Genomic DNA, 23,042 nt, shown 5'->3' on the forward strand with positions numbered 1-23,042 from the left:
TTAATTAAATTTATGTAAATCTACCCATTCATAATATCCTCAATCTCTTCTGCTTCAATTGGGATATTTCGCATTAAATTAAATGGTTCTCCCTTTTCTTGGATTACAACATCGTCTTCTAATCTAATTCCAAATCCTTCCGCAGGAATATAAATTCCAGGCTCAACAGTAAACACATTATTGGCTTGCATTGGCTCGTGTAGTAAACCATAGTCGTGTGTGTCTAATCCTATATGATGTGACGTGCCATGCATAAAATATTTTTTGTAAGCTGGCCAATCCGGATTTTCATTTTTTACGTCTGCTTTATCCAAAAGGCCTAAGCCTAATAATTCGCTAGTCATTAATTTGCCAACTTCTACATGGTATTCTTTCCAGAGTGTTCCAGGCACTAATAGTTTAGTAGCATCGTTTTTTACTCTATTTACAGCATCGTAAACTTCGCGTTGTCGCTTAGTAAATTTACCAGAAACAGGTATAGTTCTACTCATATCGCTAGAGTAATTGGCATACTCTGCACCAACATCTAAAAGGATTAAATCGCCTGCTTTGCATTGCTGGTTATTTTCTATATAGTGTAACACGTTGGCATTGTTTCCAGAAGCCACAATTGGTGTGTAAGCAAACCCTTTAGAGCGGTTATTTAAAAACTCGTGCATAAATTCGGCTTCAATATTAAACTCCCAAATCCCTGGTTTTACAAAATTTAAAATGCGGCGAAATCCTTTTTCGGTAATATCACAAGCCTGTTGTAAAAGGTCTAATTCTATTGGGTCTTTTACAGAGCGTAAACGCTGTAAAATTGGATTGCTTTTTGCAACACTATGTGCTGGATATTTATTTTTTAACCATTCTGTAAAACGGTCTTCGCGCGTTTGAGTTTCTACATTTGCTCTATAATGCTCATTAGTATTTATATATACTGTATCGCATTGCGTCATCATTTCAAAAAGCACTTTTTCGAGATTTTGCAACCAGTACACAGTTTTAATTCCACTAGTTTTTAAAGCAGCCTCTTTGGTTAATTTTTCGCCTTCCCAAACTGCAATATGTTCGTTAGTTTCTTTTAAAAACAACACTTCGCGATTTGCAGGATTTGGACAATCTGGGAATAGCATTAAAATACTTTCTTCTTGATCTACACCACTTAAATAAAAAATATCCCTGTGTTGCTCAAAAGGCATTGTGCTATCTGCACTAACAGGATAAATATCGTTAGAATTAAAAACAGCAAGGCTGTTAGGCTTCATTTGCGAAACGAAATTTTTACGGTTTTTTATAAAGAGTTTGTTGTCTATTTGGTGGTATTTCATCTAAAAAATTGTTTTTAATTCCCCTGAAAATGGGAATCTTGTTAGTGTATTTAAATTTCCCGTCAAGCGGAAAAGTATCTAGTTGTAAAAATAACATTTTATTACTAAAAAGCGTTTCAGTTTTGTTCATATTTAACATAATCGTTACCTTCAAGGTCTTAATAGTTATCTCTATGAAATTTAAAATTCTTATTATCGTATTTTTCTTCTGTATTTTTAAATCTGAAGCACAACAACCAGCAACAAATCCTGAGGTTATTACACAAGCCTTAGAGCAAAAAGCAGAATTAAAAGCACAGTCTTTAGTAAAAAATATTCCTTTTGAAAATATTGGACCAACAGTAATGAGTGGTCGTGTGGTAGATATTGATGTCAACCCAAATAATCCTACAGAATTTTACGTTGGTTACGCTTCTGGTGGTGTTTGGCATACAATTAATAATGGATCATCATTTACACCAGTTTTAGATAGCTCACCAACTCAAAATGTTGGAGATATTGCTGTAGATTGGCAAAATAGAACACTTTGGGTTGGTACAGGAGAAAACAACTCCTCGCGATCTAGTTACGCAGGAATAGGCATTTTAAAATCTACAGATAACGGAAAAACTTGGACAAATGTTGGTTTAAGAGATTCGCACCATATTGGACGCATACTTTTAAACCCAAAAAACCCAGACGAGGTTATTGTTGGTGTAATTGGACATTTATATTCGCCAAATAACGAACGTGGCATTTATAAAACTACAGATGGAGGACAAACCTGGAAGCAAACGTTATTTGTTGATAATTTAAGCGGAATTATAGATGTACAACACGCACCAAATAACTTTAATATTATGTTTGCCTCCTCGTGGACAAGAGATAGAAAAGCATGGAATTTTACAGGAAGCGGAAACAATTCTGCTATATATAAAAGTACAGATGCTGGCGAAACTTGGCAAAAAATCTCTACAAAAGCTAGTGGTTTCCCTACAGGAGAAGGTGTTGGTAGAATAGGATTGGCAATTTACGATGAAAACACTATTTACGCGCTACACGATAGCCAGTTTAGGCGACCATTAGAAGCCAAAGAATCTAAAAGAGGCTTAGAAAAGGACGATTTTAAAACCATGAGTACTGCTGCGTTTTTAAATCTTGAAGACAAAAAACTAAACAATTTTTTAAAAACTAATGGTTTCCAAGAAAAATATAAATCCGAAAATGTAAAACACATGGTACGTAGCGGACACGTTAAGCCTATTGACCTTGCTAAATATTTAGAAGATGCGAACTCTATGCTTTTTGATTCTCCTGTAATTGGAGCTGAGGTGTTTAAAAGTGAAGATGGCGGAAAAACATGGAAAAAAACGCACAGCGAGTTTTTGGACGATTTGTATTATAGTTATGGTTACTATTTTGGAGAAATACGTGTGGATCCACAAGATAAAAACGGCATTTATGTAATGGGAGTCCCTATTTTAAAGTCTAAAGATGCTGGAAAAACATTTACATCCATTAGTAGAGAAAATGTACATGCAGACCACCAAGCGCTTTGGGTAAATCCTAAAGTTTCGGGCCATTTAATAGATGGTAATGATGGAGGATTAAATATAAGTTACGACGATGGCGAAAGTTGGGAAAAGCTAAATGTAATATCTGTTGGTCAATTTTACACTGTAAACGTAGATAACGAAAAACCTTACAATGTGTATGGTGGATTGCAAGATAATGGCGTTTGGGTTGGAGCAAACAATGCCTCGCAAAATAAAGCCTGGCATCAAAGCGGCCAACATCCTTGGGAAAGCATTATGGGAGGAGATGGTATGCATGTACAAATAGATAAACGCAATTCTAATATTGTATATACAGGATATCAATTTGGAAATTATTATAGAATTAATCGAAAAACCAAAGACCAAAAATACATACAGCCAAAGCACGAACTTGGCGAAAATCCATACCGTTTTAATTGGCAAACTCCTATTTTATTGTCGTCGCACAATCAAGATATTCTTTATTTAGGAGGAAATAAATTAATGCGCTCCATGAATAGAGGAGACGATTGGAAAGCCATAAGTGATGACCTCACAAAAGGAGGAAAAAAAGGAAATGTTGCTTACGGAACACTAACAAGTATAAGCGAATCGCCTTTTGAGTTTGGATTAATTTATACAGGTAGTGATGATGGTTTGGTGCACGTTACCAAAAACGCTGGAGGAAGCTGGCAAAATATTTCTAATAGTTTCCCTAAAGACCTTTGGGTAACCAGAGTCATTGCTTCCCAACATAAAAAAGAGCGCGTTTATGTAACATTAAATGGCTATAGATGGGATGATTTTAATGTATATGTATATATGTCGGAAGATTATGGAAATACATGGAAAAATATAAGCTCTAATATTCCAAAATCTCCTGTAAATGTAATTAAAGAAGATGTTGTAAACGAAAACATTTTGTATTTAGGAACAGATAATGGTGCTTATGTAAGTTTTAACAAAGGTGAAAAATGGGAAGCATTTTCTAAAAATTTACCAGCAGTTGCAGTGCACGATATTGTGTTACACGATACAGAAAATGATTTATTGTTGGGTACACATGGCAGAAGCATTTACAAAACCAACATAAAGCCACTACAACAAATGAACGAAAGTGTATTAAACAAAAGTATAACACTTTTTGCTACGGAAAATGTTCAGTTTTCTCCTCGATGGGGAAGTTCTTGGAGTAAATGGTTTGAAGCTAACTCTCCAACTAAGACTATTAAGTTTTTCTCAAATACTTCAGCAAAAAAAGAGGTTAAAATTTTATCGGAAAATAGTTCAGTATTAAATACAATTACTGTTGAAGCTGACAAGGGATTTAACTATGTTGACTACGACATGTCAATTACTGATAAAGGCAGAAAAAAATTGTTAAATGAAAATACTAGTATAGATATAAACCAAGCTAAAAACGAAAAATACTATCTGCCAAAAGGAAAATATTTCATTCAAATAGATTCTGAAAAAACAAGTTTTGAAGTAGAATAATGTAATAATAAGTTAAATGTAGAGTTATTACTATTAGAGCTTTATGTTAAAATAAACTAAAATGATTTATCACTTTTATTAATAAAGCTACTTTCGTTACAACTAAACTAATTATTAATGCTAAAATATACTGCAATTTTTATTGCATTATTTTCTGTTGGAATTGTTTTTGCTCAAGAAACCCTAATAGAAATAGACGAAAATGACGAACTAAAAGTATTTTTAGATTGTAATGTTTGTGATAACACATACATTAAACAAAACCTTGGTAATGTTCAATTTGTTAGAGATCAAAGTTTAGGAGATGTTCATTTGTTTTTTGTCACACAAGGTAATGGGTCTGGAGGAAGACAATACGAAATTGATTTTATTGGCAAAACAGATTTTGAAGCTATAAATTACAAGCTACAATTTTTTACAGACTCTAACATGACCAGTGATGATGTAAGAAACGAAATATTAAAGTATATAAAATTAGGATTAGTACGTTTTTGGATAGCCAATAAATCTATAGAAGAAGTTACAGTTTCTGTACCAAAACCTGTAGATGAGGAAGAAAAAATTGAAGTAAAAGATCCTTGGAATTATTGGGTATTTAGACTTGCAGCTAGTGGGTATTTTAATGGACAAGAATCTAACAAATCTGGCAATTTAAATTTTAATGTTAGAGCAAACCGAGTAACAGAACATAACAAATTTGCTATGCGAATTGGATTTAGTGAAAACAAATCTACTTTCACTTACGATGATGAAGATATTATAGCAATTAATAACAGTAAGTATTTAAATATAAGTGATGTTTTAACTATAAACGACCATTGGTCTTATGGTGTTTTTGGAAGTTTAGGAACATCTACATTTAGTAATTATGAAGCCTATTGGACACTACAACCAGCAATTGAATATAATTTTTTTAAATACGAAAATTCTGCAAAAAAACAACTTGTATTCTCTTACAGGAATGGATTAAGGTATAATGATTATGTAGAGCGTTCTGTTTTTGGGGAAGTAAATGAGTTGCTTTGGCAACACTCCGCATTATTAGGAGGAAGTTTAAGGCAAGAATGGGGAAACTTAAATGCAGAAGCTTCTTTTAATCAATATCTTCATGATACTAAACTATACTCTTTAGGCTTTTATTTAGGAGCAAACGTTAGAGTTTTTAAAGGATTTAACTTTAATGTAGGAGGAAATTATAGAATAACAAGAAATCAAATTAATCTTCCTGCAGGAAATGTCTCTTTAGAAGAGCTATTACTACAACAACAACAATTGCAATCAGGTTACAACTATTGGGTAAACATAGGCTTTAGCTACCAATTTGGATCTATTTATAACTCTATAGTAAACCCACGATTCAACTTTTAATTATAACAATTCTAAATAATTTTAAAAATCTTTTAAAATTTGCTTGCGTATGAGTTGCGCCTTATCTTTGTGTTACAAATAATTAACTACAATTATAATGAGCGGAATTTTAAATTCTTCAATAGGAAGAAAGTTTGCCATGGCACTTTCGGCATTCTTTCTAATGGTATTTCTACTACAACATTTTTCTATAAACTTACTATCTGTATTAGCACCAGATACTTTTAATGATGTTTCCCACTTTATGGGTACTTTTTGGGTAATACAGTATGTGTTGCAACCAGTACTTATTTTGGGAGTAATTTTCCATTTTGTTATGGGATTTGTACTTGAAATTAGAAATAGAAAAGCAAGGCAAGTTAGCTATGCTAAAAATAATGGCTCTGCAAATTCATCTTGGATGAGTCGTAATATGATTTGGAGTGGTTTAGCAATCTTAGGATTTATGGCACTTCACTTTTACGACTTTTGGTTTCCAGAAATAAATATTAAATTTATTGAAGGTGATATGTCTGGATTAATAGATCCCAATAATACAGATAGTGGTTACAGATATTTAGAGCATTTACAACATAAATTTGTAGATGGATGGAGAGTCGCACTATATGTGGTTTCCTTTATATTTTTAGCATTACACCTATTACATGGTTTTAACTCCGCATTTCAATCTGTTGGAGCAAATAACAAATACACAAAAGGATTAAAAGGATTTAGTAAAGTTTATGCAATAGGTATTCCGTTAGGCTTTATCTTCATTGCACTTTATCATTTTTTTAATCATTAATACACAGAGAGATTTATGGCTTTAGATTCTAAAATACCTCAAGGTCCAATTGCAGACAAATGGACTAATTATAAAAATCACATAGACTTAGTAAATCCTGCTAACAAACGTAACATAGATGTTATTGTTGTTGGAACAGGATTAGCTGGTGGCTCTGCTGCTGCAACTTTAGCAGAATTGGGTTATAATGTAAAAGCATTTTGCTTCCAAGATTCTCCAAGACGTGCACACTCAATTGCAGCACAAGGAGGAATTAATGCAGCAAAAAACTACCAAGGCGATGGAGATTCTACTTATAGATTATTCTATGATACCGTAAAAGGAGGAGATTATCGTTCGCGCGAAGCTAACGTATATCGTTTAGCTGAGGTTTCTGCTAATATTATCGACCAATGTGTGGCACAAGGTGTTCCTTTTGCACGTGAATATGGTGGATTGTTAGACAACCGTTCGTTTGGAGGAGTGTTAGTATCACGTACTTTTTACGCAGCAGGACAAACAGGACAACAATTATTATTAGGAGCTTATTCTGCAATGAACCGTCAAATCGGTCGTGGTAAAATAAAAATGTACAACCGTCACGAAATGTTAGACGTTGTAAAAGTAGATGGCAAAGCGAGAGGAATTATAACACGTAACTTAATTACAGGAGAAATCGAACGTCATTCTGCTCATGCAGTTGTTCTTGGAACTGGTGGTTATGGAAATGTATTTTTCCTTTCAACAAATGCAATGGGATCTAATGTAACAGCAGCTTGGAAAGCACACAAACGTGGTGCTTACTTTGCTAACCCTTGTTACACACAAATTCACCCAACGTGTATTCCTGTTTCAGGAGACCATCAATCTAAATTAACATTAATGTCTGAGTCCTTACGTAACGATGGACGAATTTGGGTGCCAAAACATAAAAAAGATGTTGAGGCTATTAGAAACAAAACATTGCAACCAAAAGATCTAGCAGAAGAAGATAGAGATTATTACTTAGAGCGTCGTTATCCTGCGTTTGGAAACTTAGTACCTCGAGACGTAGCTTCTAGAGCTGCAAAAGAACGTTGTGATGCAGGATTTGGTGTCAATGCAACAGGAGAAGCTGTATTTTTAGATTTTGCTTCGGCAATTACACGTTATGGTAAAGAACAAGCCACAGTAAGACATTTAGATGTAAACGATGCTGCTTTAGTGAAAAAATTAGGACAAGAAGTGGTGAAAAATAAATATGGAAACTTATTCCAGATGTACGAGAAAATCGTAGATCAAGATCCATACAACACACCAATGATGATTTATCCAGCAGTACACTATACAATGGGAGGAATTTGGGTAGATTATAATTTAATGACAACCGTTCCTGGTTTATACGCTATTGGAGAAGCAAACTTCTCAGATCATGGTGCTAACAGACTTGGAGCTTCTGCATTAATGCAAGGGTTGGCAGATGGTTATTTTGTGTTACCTTATACTATTGGAGATTATTTATCTAACGATATTAGAACAGGACCAATTTCTACAGAGACCAAAGAGTTTGAAGAAGCTGAAGCTGAAGTACGTAAAAACATAGACCACTTAATAAATAATAATGGGTCGCATTCCGTAGATTATTTCCATAAACGATTAGGAAAAATTATGTGGAATAAATGTGGAATGGCAAGAAATGCTGAAGATTTAAAATCTGCAATTACTGAAATTTCTGAACTTAGAGCAGAATTCTGGAAGGATGTTAAAGTTCCTGGAACTGCAAATGAATTTAATGAAGAATTAGCCAAAGCAGGACGTGTAGCAGACTTTTTAGAATTAGGAGAGCTGTTCGCAAAAGATGCTTTACAACGTGAAGAATCTGCAGGAGGACATTTCAGAGAAGAATACCAAACTCCAGAAGGTGAAGCAATGCGTCGTAAAGAATTTCAATATGTATCTGCTTGGGAATATAAAGGAGAACCTAAAGATGCAGTACTTCATAAAGAAGAGTTAGCATACGAAAATATTAAAGTAAAAGAAAGAAGTTATAAATAAAGAAAAGCTATGAATTTAACGTTAAAAATATGGCGTCAAGCAAGCGCTAACGATAAAGGGAAAATGGTTGATTATAAAATCAACGATGTGTCTCCAGATATGTCTTTTCTAGAAATGTTAGACGTTTTAAATAACGAACTCATTGAAAAAGGTGATGAGCCAGTTGCATTCGATCATGATTGTCGTGAAGGTATTTGTGGATCGTGTTCGCTATACATAAATGGAGAAGCACATGGTCCAGACCGAGGAGTCACTACTTGCCAACTACACATGCGAATGTTTAAAGATGGCGATACTATTTTTATAGAACCTTTTAGAGCTTCTGCATTCCCAGTAATAAAGGATTTGGTAGTAGATAGAACGGCTTTTGATCGCATACAGCATGCAGGAGGATTTATATCTGTAAACACTTCAGGTAATACTATAGATGCCAATGCCATACCTGTAAACAAAGAAGACGCAGACGATGCATTTAGTGCAGCAACCTGTATTGGTTGTGGTGCTTGTGTAGCAAGTTGTAAAAATTCATCTGCTATGTTATTTGTTGGCGCAAAAGTCTCTCAATTTGCCTTATTGCCACAAGGTAAAGTAGAAGCTACAGACAGAGTTTTAAATATGGTAAAACAAATGGATGAAGAAGGATTTGGTAATTGTACCAATACAGGAGCTTGCGAAGTAGAATGTCCTAAAGGTATTTCTTTAGAAAACATTGCACGTATGAATCGTGAGTACTTAGCCGCAAGTTTAAAAGGATAACATAAATTCCTGTAAAGGCAGGAATCTAACAATAAAAAACCTAAGCAATTCGCTTGGGTTTTTTAATTAAATTTACATTTTAATAGTTTATTTATGAAAAGAGTATCATTATTAATAGTCTTAAGTTTAATGTTAATTGGTTGCAAAACTAAAAACAAATCTGTAGGCAATGCCAACAATAATAATGTTATTGAAGTTCAAACTACTGTTACATACGATTATAACCAAGAAGCGCTTTTAGAGCATGTAAAAGAATTATCTTCCGATGAATATCAAGGCAGAAAAACAGGAACCGAAGGCGCTTTTAAAGCAAAAACGTATATAATTGAGGCCTTTAGCAAACAAGGTGTAACGCCATTAAACGCTCATTTCGAGCAGCATTTCGATTTTAAAGCCAGAGGTAAAGACTACAGTGGTATTAATATACTCGGAGTTATTAAAGGTACAAAACATACAAAAAAATACATAGTACTTTCAGCACATTACGATCACGAAGGAATAAAAAATGGTCAAATCTATAATGGAGCAGATGATGATGCTTCAGGAATAGCTGGTTTAATTGCTTTTGCCGAATATTTTAAGAAAAACCCACCAAAACATAATGTTATTTTAGCTGCTTTCGATGCGGAAGAATTAGGATTAGTAGGCTCTAAATATTTTGTAAAAGACAATGTTATAAAACAAAGGAACCTTGTATTAAATCTTAATATGGACATGATAAGCAGAAGCGATAAAAACGAACTTTGGGCTGTTGGAACCAGATATAACCAAGTTTTAGTTCCTGCAATAGATGCAACTAAAGGTATTGGAAATGTTAAACTAATAAAAGGTCATGATGGGAAAGATGGATTAGACGATTGGACATTTGCATCAGACCACGCGCCATTTCATAAAGCAGGTATTCCTTTTATTTACTTTGGAGTAGAAGACCATAAAGATTACCATAAACCAACAGACGATTTCGAAAATATTCATCCAGAATTTTACCAAAATACAGTGCAAACTATCTTAGAAGTGTTAAAAAAATTAGATAACACAACGCTGTAATTATGAACAATCCTAACAATTTCTATAAGCAAGAAGCACAGCGTTATAAAACCGAAGTCTCTAAACTTTATAAGCAGCTAACTGCCTTAAGTACAGCAAGAATTTTAGTGTTTTTAGCAACAGCAATTGGAGCTTATTTTAGTTATCCAAATTGGCAAATAATGGTTGCTGTTATTGTATTTGGTGGTATTGGTTTTGTGTATTTATTATCAAAATACACAGATATTAAAAAAAAACATATTATTCATAAAGCACTATTACATATTAATACTGACGAAATAAATATTGCTTCAGGTGATTTTTATAATAGAGCAGAAGGTTTAGAGTTTCAAAACCCAACGCATCATTATAGTTTAGATATCGATTTATTTGGAAGAGGCTCTTTCTTTCAATTTATAAACAGAACAGCAACAATTGAAGGCAAAAGCAAGTTTGCAACATTATTATTAGCCAATTCTATTAATAACATTCCGCTTAAACAAGACGCTATTAAAGAGTTGAGCGCTAAACCTAAATGGAGACAGTATTACAACGCTATTGCAAGTCTAATTAAAGTAGAAACACCTGCTAAAACTATTACAGATTGGCTTAGAGATTATAAATCGTTTATGCCAAAATTAATTAAATGGTTACCATTAGTGTTTTCTATTGCTACATTAGTGTTGTTTGGACTTATTTTATTTAAAATAATCTCTCCCGAAATTTTAGGCTATTGGTTATTATTAGGCTTAGCGTTAACAGGGAAATACCTAAAAAAAATTAATAGCTTAGCAGCAAATACAGATAAAGTAAAAGATACATTTAAGCAATATGCGCAACTTTTAAACGAAATTGAAAGCGAAAAATTTACCTCTAAGTTATTACTAGAAAAACAGCAATTAATTAAATCTGAAGAAAAAAAGGCATCGCTTATTTTTACAGAACTTTCTAAGGCTATTGATGCTTTAGATAATAGAAATAACCTGATTTCTGCCATTTTTGGGAATGGACTATTTTTAACAGATATAAAAAATGCCTATAAAATAGAACAATGGATACTAACCTATAATACTAAGGTTAACGATTGGTTTGAAGTGGTGTCTTTTTTCGATGCTTACAACACATTAGGAAATTATACTTTTAACCATCCAGATTTTGTGTTTCCTGATATCGTTAAAGACTCTAGCATTATTAAAGCAAAACAGTTAGGACATCCATTATTAGATAAAGCAAAACTAGTTACTAGTGATGTGACCATTAATAATGAAGAATTTTTTATAGTTACAGGAGCAAATATGGCTGGGAAAAGTACCTTTTTACGCACCATTTCTTTACATATTGTTATGGCAAATATTGGACTGCCTGTTTGTGCAACTTCTAGTGTATATAATCCTGTAAAACTCATAACGAGTATGCGTACAAGCGATTCGTTAACCGATGAAAGTAGTTATTTTTTTAGCGAATTAACACGCTTAAAATGTATTGTAGATGCTATACAAAAAGAACCTTATTTCATTATTTTAGATGAAATTTTAAAAGGCACAAATAGTACAGATAAAGCTATTGGCTCTCGTAAATTTGTTGAGAAATTAGTTGCGAGTGATGCTACAGGAATTATTGCAACACACGATTTAAGCCTTTGTGAAATTGAAAAAGAATTAGAAGAGGTTAAAAATTACTATTTTGATGCACAAATAGTTGACGACGAATTGTATTTTGATTACACCTTTAAAAAAGGCATTTGCCAAAATATGAATGCGAGTTTCTTGTTAAAGAAGATGGAGATAGTTTAAACGAGTATTAAAAATCCAACCTTACCAATAGATTCGGAGTTCTTGTAATAGAAAACTTATTGAGTACTCTAAGTTTAAAAGTAGTATCGTCTAAATCTAAAACAATTCGATACGATCTATTAATATCGTTTCGCTTATTAAACACATTAAGTAAAGACAAACTAACCTTTGCTTTAACCTTCTTGTTGTTAAATGGTGTAAATTTATAGGTTGAGGATATATCAAACCTATTATAATCGTTTAGTCTCGCACTATTAATTTCACCATAATTAATAGCAATATTATCTGCATTATCACCTGATAATCCTAAAGCAGGAGTGTAGGCTCGCGCAGTTCTAAAACGCCAACCAGCAGAGAGTTCTAATCTATTAATTTTCATGTTTTGAATAACACTCAGGTAATGTCTTATATCCAAATTACCATCAAAACGCTGCGCACTATTAAGATCTAAAAATTGAGATTTATTAGAGGTTAAAGCATAACTCACTAAGGTGGAGAAATTGTTAAATTGTTTTTTTACTAATACTTCAAGACCTTTAACCTTATTTTTTCCAACGGAAAAATTATTTATTTCTCTATTAAACCCTTTGGTTAAAGAGGTAATTCCGCTACTTTTTTTTACAAAAACCTCAGTATCAATATACCAATCCTTTTGCTTGTAAATACCTGTTAAACTTACCTGCTTATTTTGTAAAACAGGAACTGTTTTTTCGTCAGACAACACCCAAACTTGATTTTCTAAGCCAAAATTTTCGGTTTCAAACTCCACAATTTGGCTAATAAATTGGTTTTTTTGTTCTGCAAGCAATTGCAAACTAAACTTAGAATTAAACGCATATCTTATATTTACATTAGGTTGCAAAAATGCTTTTTTAAGCTTGTTGACGTAAGAAGTTCTTAAGCCTGTTTTTACACTCCATTTATTCTTATTGTAACTATATTCTGCAAAAGCTTCATGCGTATTGTTTTGCGAGTTGCTTTGTTCTATCCTAAAATCATCTTCAAATTCCACATCAGAAGTGTTGCCAATCGTATAACTTAACTCGTCATTAATATAATCGTAACCTGCTGCAATAGAACTGTTTTTGCTTAATGTATAGTTTGCATTTATAGAAAAATTAAAATCATTAATGTCATTTTGCTTTACTGTATTATAGTTAAAAAAAGCATCTAATATTTGATTGCCATTATAATCAAAATTATAATTGGAGTAAGTAAGTGAGGTAGAAATTTTCAGTTTATCAGTCCATTGTTTTTGGTAATTAAGTGTTGCGCCAAAACTTTTAATTTTTAATTTATCGTTGGATATTTGATTTATTTCTGAAAACAAGGACCTAAAATCTAAGTCGTTAAACGAATAGATTCCGCTAAAAGTAAGTTTACTATCGTCATTAAATTTATGAAGCGTTTTTAAAGTATAATCTTCAAAATAATACGAGTAATTATTCTTAGGCGTTTCAGTTGAAACATTAGAATTTACTTCAGAAATTTTTGTATTCTGAAAAACGTGATCCGAATAATCATCGAAAGTTACAGTCTGAAAAGCATCTGTAAAAGAGCGTCTAGCAGAAGCTGTTATAGCTGTTTTTTTGCCAATTGGAGTACGAACGTAAGCATCGGCAAAAATTAAATTAGTACCAATACCAGCTTCAATTTCTTCAGGAATATCACTATGAGTTTTTATATCTACAACACCTGCAATATGGCTTCTGTATTTAGACGAACTTGCACTTTTAGAAAGCACGACATTATCTATAATAGAGGAATTAAAAGCAGAGAGCATCCCAAAAAAATGATCGTAGTGGTACATTTTAATACCATCGTATAAAATCAAATTATGGTCTGATGTACTACCTCGTACATTTAATCCTGTAGCAGTTTCATCTGGACTTTGTACGCCAGGAATAATTTGCACAGCTTGCATAACATCATTATCTATTAAACCAGGTAAAACACTCATCTGGTTTAATTTTGCTTTTATACTACCATCTTTGTATTTGGTAAATCCGTTATTGAGGTAATTAGTAATTATAATTTCGTCTAAATCTTGAGTGTCTTCAATTAAAAAATACGTATTACAAGTTGTTGTATTTGGTTTAGAGGCAACAATTTTTAAAGTCTTAAAACCTAATATTTGAAGTGTTAATTCTTGGTTTGGTTGTAATCCATATATTGAAAAAAAACCTTCATTATTAGTTATAGCATGTTTGCTTTTATCTGATGTGTAAACCGAAGCATATTCAATAGGAAGTTTACTAAATTGACTTTTAATATAACCACAAATATTTACAATTTGAGTGTTGCTTTGCTTTTGAATTATAAAACTTTTAGTACCAATTTTTTTAAATCGAAGAGCAGAATACTCTTCTATTTTTTTTAGATTTTGTAGCAAACTACCTTTAACAGTAAGACTTAAACTAGTGTTTTCGATTAGGCTAGCATCATTAGAAAATGCAACATCGTAAGCACTTTCAATATGTTTTAAAATAAGATTTAAAGGTTGGTCTGTAAAAGGTTTAGGTGTTACTTGCTGCGCATTACAAACAGAAACTAATAGTGTTAAAAGTAAGGCGAATGCAGTGTGTTTCATACATTATTTAGTAAGCTTAACAGTATTATTATCTATAGTATAATCTATATTCATGGCTTCTAAAACAGTTTGTAAAGCTTCGTCTTTAGAGGTTTTAGAAAAACGACCTGTAAACCGTTTGTTGCCAAAAGAGTCTTTGTTAGTAAACGAAAGATTGTATTGATTTTCTAAAGCGGCAAACACTTTAGATAATGGCGAATTATTAAACGCAAATTGATTAGAAATTACTGCTTCTTTTTGGGTGTCAAACGTCCAAGCTTCTGTCGTATTATTAATTAATCTAATGGCTTTTCCTTTTGTTAAAATACGTTCATTTAAATTATCTGTTACGCGTACTTTGCCAGAGTAGCATTTTACTTCTAAATTATTAGCATGCGCATTAACGTTAAATTGAGTTCCGAGCACTTCAACTTTACCATGTGCTGTATTTACTGCAAATAATGAGCCTTTTTCGACTTTAAAATAGGCATCTCCTTTTAAGTTTAAATTGCGTTTACCATCCTTCCAGTCATCTTCATTTAAAGACAGTGTAGAATTAGCATGTAAGGTTACATTACTACCATCTGGCAAAACAACAGCTAATTGCTCTCCATAGCCAGAAGTGTATTGCGTGTCGTTATTTTGTAATAAGAAAAACACACCGAGTAATACCACAATAGATGCAGCAATACCAGAAACCCAACCAAAAGATAGCCGTCTAACTTTGGTTTGTTTTGTGGTTTTTGATTGTATGTTTTTAAATACCTTTTCTTTATTGTATTCTGGAGCCTCTAAATGTTGAGCATACTCGTTAATTTTACTATAGGTAGCGTAAGCATCTGTTTTTTTAAACGCTTCTTCCTCTTCAGGCGTTAATTGGTTGTCTAGCCAACGTGCTAAAAATTCGTTTTCGTTAATGTCTAATTCTTTCATATTCGCTTTAATACTTTATAAACAACTTAAAAATAGAATACCCTACTTTATACCTTGCCAATTTTTTCTCTCATTATTATTAGTGCACTACTCATTCTTTTTTCAACTGCTTTAACAGAGAGGTCTAAAAGTGCTGCAATCTCTGCATAGGTTTTTTTATCAATACGACTAAGTAAAAAAACCTCGCGTTGTTTTTCTGGTAAACTTTCGATTACAGCTTTTAGTTTTGCCATAAACTCTTTTTCTTCCAATACAAATTCTGGACTTTGGATATTAACTTGTTGTACTTTTTGTTTGCTGTAATTTAATTTAACCTTATCATGCTTTACTTTATTTAAAAAGGTATTGTTGACAATCCGTTTTAAAAAAAATAATGCTTCATTATAAACAACCTTTGCACAGTTATTCCATAATTTAATATAAGCCTCCTGCACAATATCTTCAGCATAATCTTTATCACCACATTTATAATACATGTAATTTCTTAAGGTTTTTGAGTGCTCATTAAAAAGCGCTTCAAAATGATTAGTTTCGCATATAGATTTTTTAGATTCTGACATTATGTATCTTATGACATTTATAAAAATCAAAGCTATGTAATTTTTTTTAAATCATTAAACAATTGAAAAACAGAGGTTTAAATAACTATTTTAAAAAAAGTCAGTTTTTTTGTAGGGTTAATTAAAACTGCGTTGTTTATAATTTGTAACGGCCTTATAAAACAAATAATAACTTAAAATTACACCAAAATGAAAAACGTATTAAAATTAGCACTCGTTTTTGTATTAGTATTTACATCTTGTACAAAAGACAACAACGAAGACATCGATTTACAACCAGAAAATGCAGCTGCACCTGTAACTTTAGTTGAAAACTTAACGAGTTATGCAAGAACTGCTGCAACTACAAACCAAGAAGAAGATTTTCTTAACTCAGAAGATGGCGAATGTTTTGTAATTAATTATCCATATTCTTTTACAGATGGTCAAACATCTACTGTTGTTAATAATGATGCAGAATTAGCAGCTTATTTACAAAGTCAAAATCAAGGAGGAAATTTTGCAATAGAATATCCATTTAATGTTACTCTTGGTGATGGAACAGTACAAACTATAGCGACAATAGACGAATTTGCTGCATTAATTGAAGCTTGTGATATCCAAGGTGGTAGCGGAGACGATAACTGTTTTATACTTGGTTATCCAGTAACAGTTGTAGATGAAGATGGTACTGAATATACTGCAAACTCTGAAGAAGATTTTTACACATTACCAGATGTAGTATCATTTGTATTCCCAATTACAGGAACTCTTGCAGATGGAACTGCAGTAACTGTTGAAGATGCTGATGCGTTTGACTCTATTTATAATGACTGTAATGGTTATGAAGATTGTACAGATTGTGAAGTAAATTGTTTTGAATTAGTATATCCACTTACTTTAGTAGAAGATAATGGTACAGTTGTAACTATTGATAGTGATGATGCTTTTTGGACTTACTTAGAGTCGCTTGATCCAACAACAGCTGGATTTGCATTATCATATCCTGTAACTGTAGAGCTTGAAGATGGCACACAACAAACTGTAAATAGTAACGAAGAGTTTGACGCTATTTTAGACGCGTGTTATAACTAAAAGTTATAGTCAAAACTCAATATAATCACTAGGTAGTTAAGGGTTAGTTAGTTGATTAATAGCAGGAAGAGCCGAAGGATTTTTATAATTCTTTGGCTTTCCTTTGTAATTCAGTTATTTTCTTTACCATATCTAAAGCATTGTTGTCGTCTGGTTGTAAACTTAATACTTTGTAATACGTCTTTAACGCTTCAGTATAATTTTCTATCACAAAATAAGCTTCAGCTAAACTATCGTAAACAGTATATTTATAAGGAAAAATAAGCGCGTTTAATTTAAACACAAATAATGCTTTTTCATACTGTTTAGCTCTTAAATACACATAGCCTAATGTATTTAACTCTCTACTGCCTTTAGTGTATTCTGATAGCATAGAAACCAGAAAAGTAGTTTCCTTTTTTAGCGTATCTAAAGCTTTAGTTTCTAATTCGTTTTGTAAATAATTAGCAGCAACATAATTTGGTGTGTAACGCTTATTAGTTACAATTTTAAGGAGATCGCGCTCTAAAGTTTCTTTTGGATGCTCAACAATTCTATTTACTTCTTTTCCGTTTTTGTAAAGAATAAATGTTGGCACTCTATGAATATTCATGCCTTTTTCTTCTCCATTTGGACCTTGTTTGTAAGCGTCTTCAGTATTGTCTAAAGCAATAACTTCTAGTTGATTTGTTGGGAATTTTGCGGTTTCTAATACGTTATAAAAACGTGGTACTTCTAGCTTGCTGTCTCCACACCAAGTGCCTAAAAACACCTTAATTGTATAATGGTTTAAAGACGCTTTAAGTTGTTTTACAATAGTTTTATTTACAGCGTAATCATTATAATTTTTGTTAAACCACTCTGCATAAGCTGGTTTTTTTAAGCCCTCTTTATTTATTACGCCTAAAAGTTTTGCTTTACCTTTATCGTCTATAACTTCTTGATTACTAGTTTGAGCGACACCATATTGTAAGCTCATAAATAAAAAAATTAGTACTTTTAATTTCATAATAGTTCGGTTTTATTGATGGTAACAAACTTAGGTGTACACCTATTTTAAAACCAATAAATAGGATAAACAACAGACTTAAATTTACAAACAGCACAAAAAATGGTTGTTTGCAAGGTTAAGTTTGGATTTTGTACCTAATTTTTGATGGTTTTGGCATTTTAAATTACTTTCAACATATTATAATGACACTGCTTAAAAAACATACCTCACAAATTTTAGTACACATCTTATTTTGGATGCTTTTTGTTATTGTTTCATTATTTATTTTTTCGGATTATTATTGGCGAGAAAATCCATTTTTACAATATCTATCCATTTTGGTCGTCATTGTGTATGCTAATAACTTAGTGTTGCTTCCATTTTTTATAAAAAAGAAGCTTTATATACCTTACGTTTTTGTTTTTGCAGCCATTTCTTTTTTTGCTACACAATTGTATTGTAATGTGTTTGCGCAATGTGGTTGCTCTATAATGAAATGCCTTAGCGATTACCTGTGGCAAACCTTAGTGCCTCTCATTTTTTTCTCTTTTATTTGGATGCTGTATCGTTTTATAGACGAACAAAATGAAGTAGAATTAATAAAAAAACAGCATACAGAAATGGAGCTTAAATTTTTGAAATCACAAATAAATCCGCATGTATTATTTAATAATTTAAACACCATTTATTCCTATGCATTAGAAAAGCCAAACGAAACACCAGAGCTTATTTTAATGCTATCCGATAATTTAAAACATGTATTGTATGAGAGTAATGCTGAAACAATTTTGTTAGAAAAAGAAATTCAGTTTATAGATAATTACATCACTTTTCAAACCATTAGAACCGAAGGTGTAAAGCAAATTACTTACACAAAATCTATAAGCAATAGCACTCAAAAAATCGCACCTTTATTATTAATTACAATTATTGAAAATGCGTTTAAGCATAGTACTTTGCATAGTGATGTTTCTGTGTCTATTTCTGAAAAAAACGGTGTTCTAGAATGTGTTTGTTTAAATGAATACGATAAAGAAAAAGTAAGTACAGAAGATTTTAAAATAGGATTAAAGAATTTAGAAAAACGATTGCAACTTATTTATAAGGATAATTATAAATTTGAAATTACTAAAGCTGAAACATACAAAGTATATTTAAAATTGAAACTGAAATGATACTAACGTCTCTTCGAGCGCAGTCGAGACCTTAAAGTTTTAAACCCTTTTGACTACGCTCGAGAAGACAAGAGGTTAAGAAAACACAATAAGTTTGACCTTTTTTGTCATTCCTGCGAAGGCAGGAATCCACAACTTAAATTATGTATAATACTATTCATCAATATTACTTATATATTTTAACTAATAAGAAGAATGGAACGCTTTACATAGGAGTTACAAATGACTTAGAAAGAAGAGCATAGAAACAAATTAAATGAAGGATTTACAAAGCGATATGATTTAAATCGATTGGTTTATTTTGAAACTTATCAATATGTTAATGATGCTATAAGAAGAGAAAAGAACATGAAGAAATGGAAACGTCAGTGGAAGATTAATCTTATCGAAGACGATAATCTTAATTGGAATGATTTATCAAAAGATTGGAAGATATAAATGGATTCCTGCCTTCGCAGGAATGACAAAAGAGAAAGACTAAAAAACCTATATTTCTTTGAAATTTATTACTAAAGTGATTTTAGTTTCGTTTTTTTAACAAAAAAAGCTTGTCATTCCTGCGAAGGCAAGAATCCACAAATGAATATATATGACCTGTATTATTATAGAAGACGAAATACCTGCTCAAAAAATAATTAAAAATTTTTTGAGTAAACTTCCTAATTTAGAATTGGTGGAGACCTTTAATGCAGCCATAACAGCGCATTCGTTTTTGCAAAACAATACAGTTGATGTTGTTTTTTTAGACATTAATTTACCAGATATTTCAGGATTAGATTTTATTAAAACCATAAAAAATCCACCAGCTGTAATTATAACGACTGCTTATGCAGACTATGCAGTACCTAGTTTTGAGTTAGACACTATTGTAGATTATTTAGTAAAACCTTTTAGTTTTGATCGCTTTTTAAAAGCCGTAAAAAAAGTAGAACAAAGACTTGCAAACACTAAGCCTAAACCAGAAGACGACACTAAAGCATCACTTTTTTTAAACGTCGATAAAACGCTTCATAAAATAATAATTGACGATATTTTATATCTAGAATCCGATAGAAATTATATAACTATAGTAACCAAAACTAAAAAATTCTCGTTTATAGATTCATTAAAAAAATGGAGAGAACAGTTAAACGATAATCAGTTTATTCAAATTCATAAATCGTTTATAATTAACAGTAAATATGTAAATAAAATTGCAGGAAATACTATTTATATCTACGATAATAAACTACCAATTGGTAGAAGTTTTAAGCAGGAGTTGTTGAAGCAGTTGAGGATTAGTTAAAGATATGTCATTCCTAACGAGGTACGAGGAGAAATCTAATAGTTTTAAAACAGTAATAAGTGAGAGTTCTCGTCGCTAATAGTTCGCTCTATCAAAATAACAATTATTCCCATAATTTTTTTGATGTCGTCACTTCGAGTGATTTTTGAGGCACGAAAAAATTGTATCGAGACCCATTTACTTATTATAAAACCTATTAAGTTTAATAATAGTAAAATGAAACTAAGACTGAGACTGTAAGCTAAATACTAATTACTTCTTCTTAGGATGCACTAATTTCATTTCGTCAATTAATCGGGTTGCACCAGCAAATTTATCGACAATAAATAGTATATAACGTGCATCTACCATAATATTTCTACAAATTTCTGGGTCGTAATTCATGTCGCTCATTGTGCCTTCCCAAACTCTGTCGAAGTTTAAACCAACTAAATTTCCATGTGCATCAATTGCAGGACTTCCAGAGTTTCCTCCAGTTGTATGGTTGGTTCCTAAAAAGCATACAGGCACTTTACCATTACTATCTGCATATTGTCCGTAATCTTTGTTTTTGTGAAGCTCTAAAAGTTTTTCTGGCACATCAAACTCGTAATCTCCTGGCACATATTTTTCAACAACTCCATCTAAATAACTCACAGGATTGTAATATACAGCATCTCTTGGAGAGTAACCTCTAACTTGTCCGTAAGTAATACGTAGCGTACCATTGGCATCAGGAAAATAGCGTGCATTTGGTAAAGCCTCCATTAAGGCAGTCATATATTTGGTTTGCAATGCTGTAATTGGCTCGTTTTTTTCTTGAAATTCTCTATCAATTGTTTTAAAGAATTCTTCAATCATTGGCTTTGCATAGCTATAAGCTGCATCTTTATTTAATTTTTTAAGTACGTCTTTAGCGTTTCCTTCTAACAACTTTAAAGCAGAATCTAAATTGGTAAAGGCTGTGTTGTCGTAAATTGAAGCATCTACATTTTTAGTGTAAAAAGGCATTACGTTTTTAAACACGCCTTTATCCACCTCTGCATCGTAATTTTTATGAATGCCTTGTAATCTACTAACTAAGCTCGCTTTTGCTTTTTCAAAATTATCAGGATTAGCGTTTATTGCTTGCTCCATTTGGAACGCTCTAAACGTCATTTGCATTAACTCATTTGTTACTATAAAAACTTCAATAAAATTCCTACGTTTAATATTTGCAGGTCCAAAGTCTTTGTATAAAGTTTCAAATTCTGGCAAAATGTTTCCGTATTTTTCAGTCAGACCTTTTTCTTTTAATGCCTTAGTAAATGTCGCCTCAAAAGCACGACGTTTTGCTACAGCATCACTTTTTTCAATTCCTAAATTTTCGCCTATCCATTTTTTCCAAGCGTTAGCAATTCTGGCTTGTTTAGAGGCATATTTAATTCTAACAGCATCACTTTCTTTCATTTTAGCATCAATAACTTTTAATGCAGCTTCGCGAATTGCAATATTTGTAGGATTAAATTCTTTGGTAATATGCTCAATAGCTACAGCAGGTAAATACTCGTTTGTACGTCCAGGAAAACCAAAAACCATAGTAAAATCGCCTTCTTCAACACCATCTAGAGAGATTGGTAAAAAGTGTTTTGGCGTATATGGCTTATTATTTTTACTGTATTTTGCAGGTCTGTTATTAGCATCTGCATAAATACGAAACATAGCAAAATCTCCAGTATGCCTTGGAAACACCCAATTATCTGTATCACTACCAAACTTACCGATACTTGTTGGTGGAGCACCTACTAAACGTATGTCTTCAAAACGTTCAGTAACAAATAAAAAGTATTGGTTTCCGTTGTAAAACGATTTTATTTTAGTGTCTTGCCAAGCTTCTTTTTGTACTGTAGTCTGATAAGTGTTACTGTTTTTAGCTATTAATGACTGTTTTTCTTTTTCAGTCATTGCATCATTTATACCTGCTAAAACTTGCGAGGTTACATCTTCAATTCTCACAATAAATTCTATAAATAGGCCTTCGTTAGGTAATTCTTCCTCTAAAGACATGGCCCAAAACCCATTTTTTAAATAATCGTTTTCTAAAGAGGAATGCGATTGAATTTGACTAAAACCACAATGATGATTCGTTAATATTAAGCCTTTAGGCGAAATTACTTCACTTGTACAACCTCCATTAAAATGACCAATGGCATCCTTTAAACTAGAGTTGTTAACGTCGTAAATATCTTTGGCAGTAAGTTGACTTCCCAAAGCGGTCATTTCTTCTTCATTCATGCCTTCTAAAAGCGAAGGAATCCACATACCTCCTTGTTGCGCAGAGACATTAAGAGTTAAAAAAAGTAAAAGGAATTTAAAAAATTTCATAAGGCTAAAAATTAAATGGACTCAAATATAAAAAACGAGGCTATAAAAGTTGTTAAAATCAACTAAATT

17 protein-coding genes are annotated in these 23,042 nt (G+C 32.1%); 11 read left to right on the forward strand and 6 right to left on the reverse strand.

Annotation, left to right across the window (positions count from 1 at the left end):
• Positions 1-20: 20 nt before the first annotated feature.
• Complete coding sequence (locus ACVC5O_RS06360) at positions 21-1,313, reverse strand: aminopeptidase P family protein (RefSeq protein WP_452220634.1); 1,293 nt, start codon at positions 1,311-1,313, stop codon at positions 21-23.
• Between the two features lie 173 nt (positions 1,314-1,486).
• Between ACVC5O_RS06360 and ACVC5O_RS06365 the strand changes: the two genes are divergently transcribed.
• The 7 genes from ACVC5O_RS06365 (at position 1,487) to ACVC5O_RS06395 (ending at position 12,064) form a co-directional block, all read left to right on the forward strand.
• Positions 1,487-4,324 carry a WD40/YVTN/BNR-like repeat-containing protein gene (locus tag ACVC5O_RS06365; RefSeq protein WP_452220635.1) on the forward strand — a complete coding sequence of 946 codons (2,838 nt, stop codon included), beginning with the start codon at positions 1,487-1,489 and terminating at the stop codon, positions 4,322-4,324.
• 117 nt (positions 4,325-4,441) lie between these two features.
• Complete coding sequence (locus ACVC5O_RS06370; RefSeq protein WP_452220636.1) at positions 4,442-5,692, forward strand: hypothetical protein; 1,251 nt, start codon at positions 4,442-4,444, stop codon at positions 5,690-5,692.
• 97 nt (positions 5,693-5,789) lie between these two features.
• On the forward strand, positions 5,790-6,476 hold the full coding sequence (locus tag ACVC5O_RS06375; protein WP_452220637.1) for a succinate dehydrogenase cytochrome b subunit: 687 nt from the start codon (positions 5,790-5,792) through the stop codon (positions 6,474-6,476).
• A 15-nt stretch (positions 6,477-6,491) separates the two neighbouring features.
• On the forward strand, positions 6,492-8,489 hold the full coding sequence (locus tag ACVC5O_RS06380) for a fumarate reductase/succinate dehydrogenase flavoprotein subunit (protein WP_452220638.1): 1,998 nt from the start codon (positions 6,492-6,494) through the stop codon (positions 8,487-8,489).
• A 9-nt stretch (positions 8,490-8,498) separates the two neighbouring features.
• A complete protein-coding gene (locus ACVC5O_RS06385; protein ID WP_452220639.1) occupies positions 8,499-9,245 on the forward strand; it encodes a succinate dehydrogenase/fumarate reductase iron-sulfur subunit in 747 nt (248 codons plus the stop codon).
• A 93-nt stretch (positions 9,246-9,338) separates the two neighbouring features.
• A complete protein-coding gene (locus ACVC5O_RS06390) occupies positions 9,339-10,292 on the forward strand; it encodes a M28 family peptidase (protein WP_452220640.1) in 954 nt (317 codons plus the stop codon).
• Between the two features lie 2 nt (positions 10,293-10,294).
• Positions 10,295-12,064, forward strand: coding sequence for a MutS-related protein (locus ACVC5O_RS06395; protein ID WP_452220641.1), 1,770 nt, complete (start codon positions 10,295-10,297; stop codon positions 12,062-12,064).
• A gap of 7 nt (positions 12,065-12,071) precedes the next feature.
• Here the strand turns inward: ACVC5O_RS06395 and ACVC5O_RS06400 are convergent, their stop codons facing one another.
• The 3 genes from ACVC5O_RS06400 to ACVC5O_RS06410 are packed head-to-tail and all read right to left on the reverse strand — an operon-like array spanning position 12,072 to position 16,126.
• Positions 12,072-14,654, reverse strand: a complete 2,583-nt coding sequence (locus tag ACVC5O_RS06400; RefSeq protein ID WP_452220642.1) for a TonB-dependent receptor — start codon at positions 14,652-14,654, stop codon at positions 12,072-12,074.
• Between the two features lie 3 nt (positions 14,655-14,657).
• Positions 14,658-15,566 (reverse strand): FecR family protein, encoded by a 909-nt coding sequence (locus ACVC5O_RS06405; RefSeq protein ID WP_452220643.1) that lies wholly within the window; start codon positions 15,564-15,566, stop codon positions 14,658-14,660.
• Positions 15,567-15,613: 47 nt separating this feature from the next.
• On the reverse strand, positions 15,614-16,126 hold the full coding sequence (locus ACVC5O_RS06410; protein WP_452220644.1) for an RNA polymerase sigma factor: 513 nt from the start codon (positions 16,124-16,126) through the stop codon (positions 15,614-15,616).
• Between the two features lie 189 nt (positions 16,127-16,315).
• Here ACVC5O_RS06410 and ACVC5O_RS06415 point away from each other — a divergent pair, with 189 nt between their 5' ends.
• Entirely contained in the window at positions 16,316-17,200 is an 885-nt protein-coding gene (locus ACVC5O_RS06415) for a hypothetical protein (RefSeq protein WP_452220645.1), read from the forward strand.
• An 82-nt stretch (positions 17,201-17,282) separates the two neighbouring features.
• Here the strand turns inward: ACVC5O_RS06415 and ACVC5O_RS06420 are convergent, their stop codons facing one another.
• Positions 17,283-18,188 carry a thioredoxin family protein gene (locus ACVC5O_RS06420; RefSeq protein WP_452220646.1) on the reverse strand — a complete coding sequence of 302 codons (906 nt, stop codon included), beginning with the start codon at positions 18,186-18,188 and terminating at the stop codon, positions 17,283-17,285.
• Positions 18,189-18,373: 185 nt separating this feature from the next.
• Here ACVC5O_RS06420 and ACVC5O_RS06425 point away from each other — a divergent pair, with 185 nt between their 5' ends.
• The 3 genes from ACVC5O_RS06425 (at position 18,374) to ACVC5O_RS06435 (ending at position 20,630) form a co-directional block, all read left to right on the forward strand.
• On the forward strand, positions 18,374-19,345 hold the full coding sequence (locus ACVC5O_RS06425) for a sensor histidine kinase (protein ID WP_452220647.1): 972 nt from the start codon (positions 18,374-18,376) through the stop codon (positions 19,343-19,345).
• Between the two features lie 143 nt (positions 19,346-19,488).
• Positions 19,489-19,590, forward strand: a complete 102-nt coding sequence (locus ACVC5O_RS06430) for a GIY-YIG nuclease family protein (RefSeq protein WP_452220648.1) — start codon at positions 19,489-19,491, stop codon at positions 19,588-19,590.
• 344 nt (positions 19,591-19,934) lie between these two features.
• On the forward strand, positions 19,935-20,630 hold the full coding sequence (locus ACVC5O_RS06435) for a LytR/AlgR family response regulator transcription factor (protein ID WP_452220649.1): 696 nt from the start codon (positions 19,935-19,937) through the stop codon (positions 20,628-20,630).
• Between the two features lie 252 nt (positions 20,631-20,882).
• On the opposite strand, the gene ACVC5O_RS06440 is transcribed toward ACVC5O_RS06435, so the two are convergent.
• Positions 20,883-22,973 carry a S46 family peptidase gene (locus ACVC5O_RS06440; protein WP_452220650.1) on the reverse strand — a complete coding sequence of 697 codons (2,091 nt, stop codon included), beginning with the start codon at positions 22,971-22,973 and terminating at the stop codon, positions 20,883-20,885.
• Positions 22,974-23,042: the final 69 nt, after the last annotated feature.

The sequence above is a fragment of the Lacinutrix salivirga genome (genome assembly GCF_053604675.1).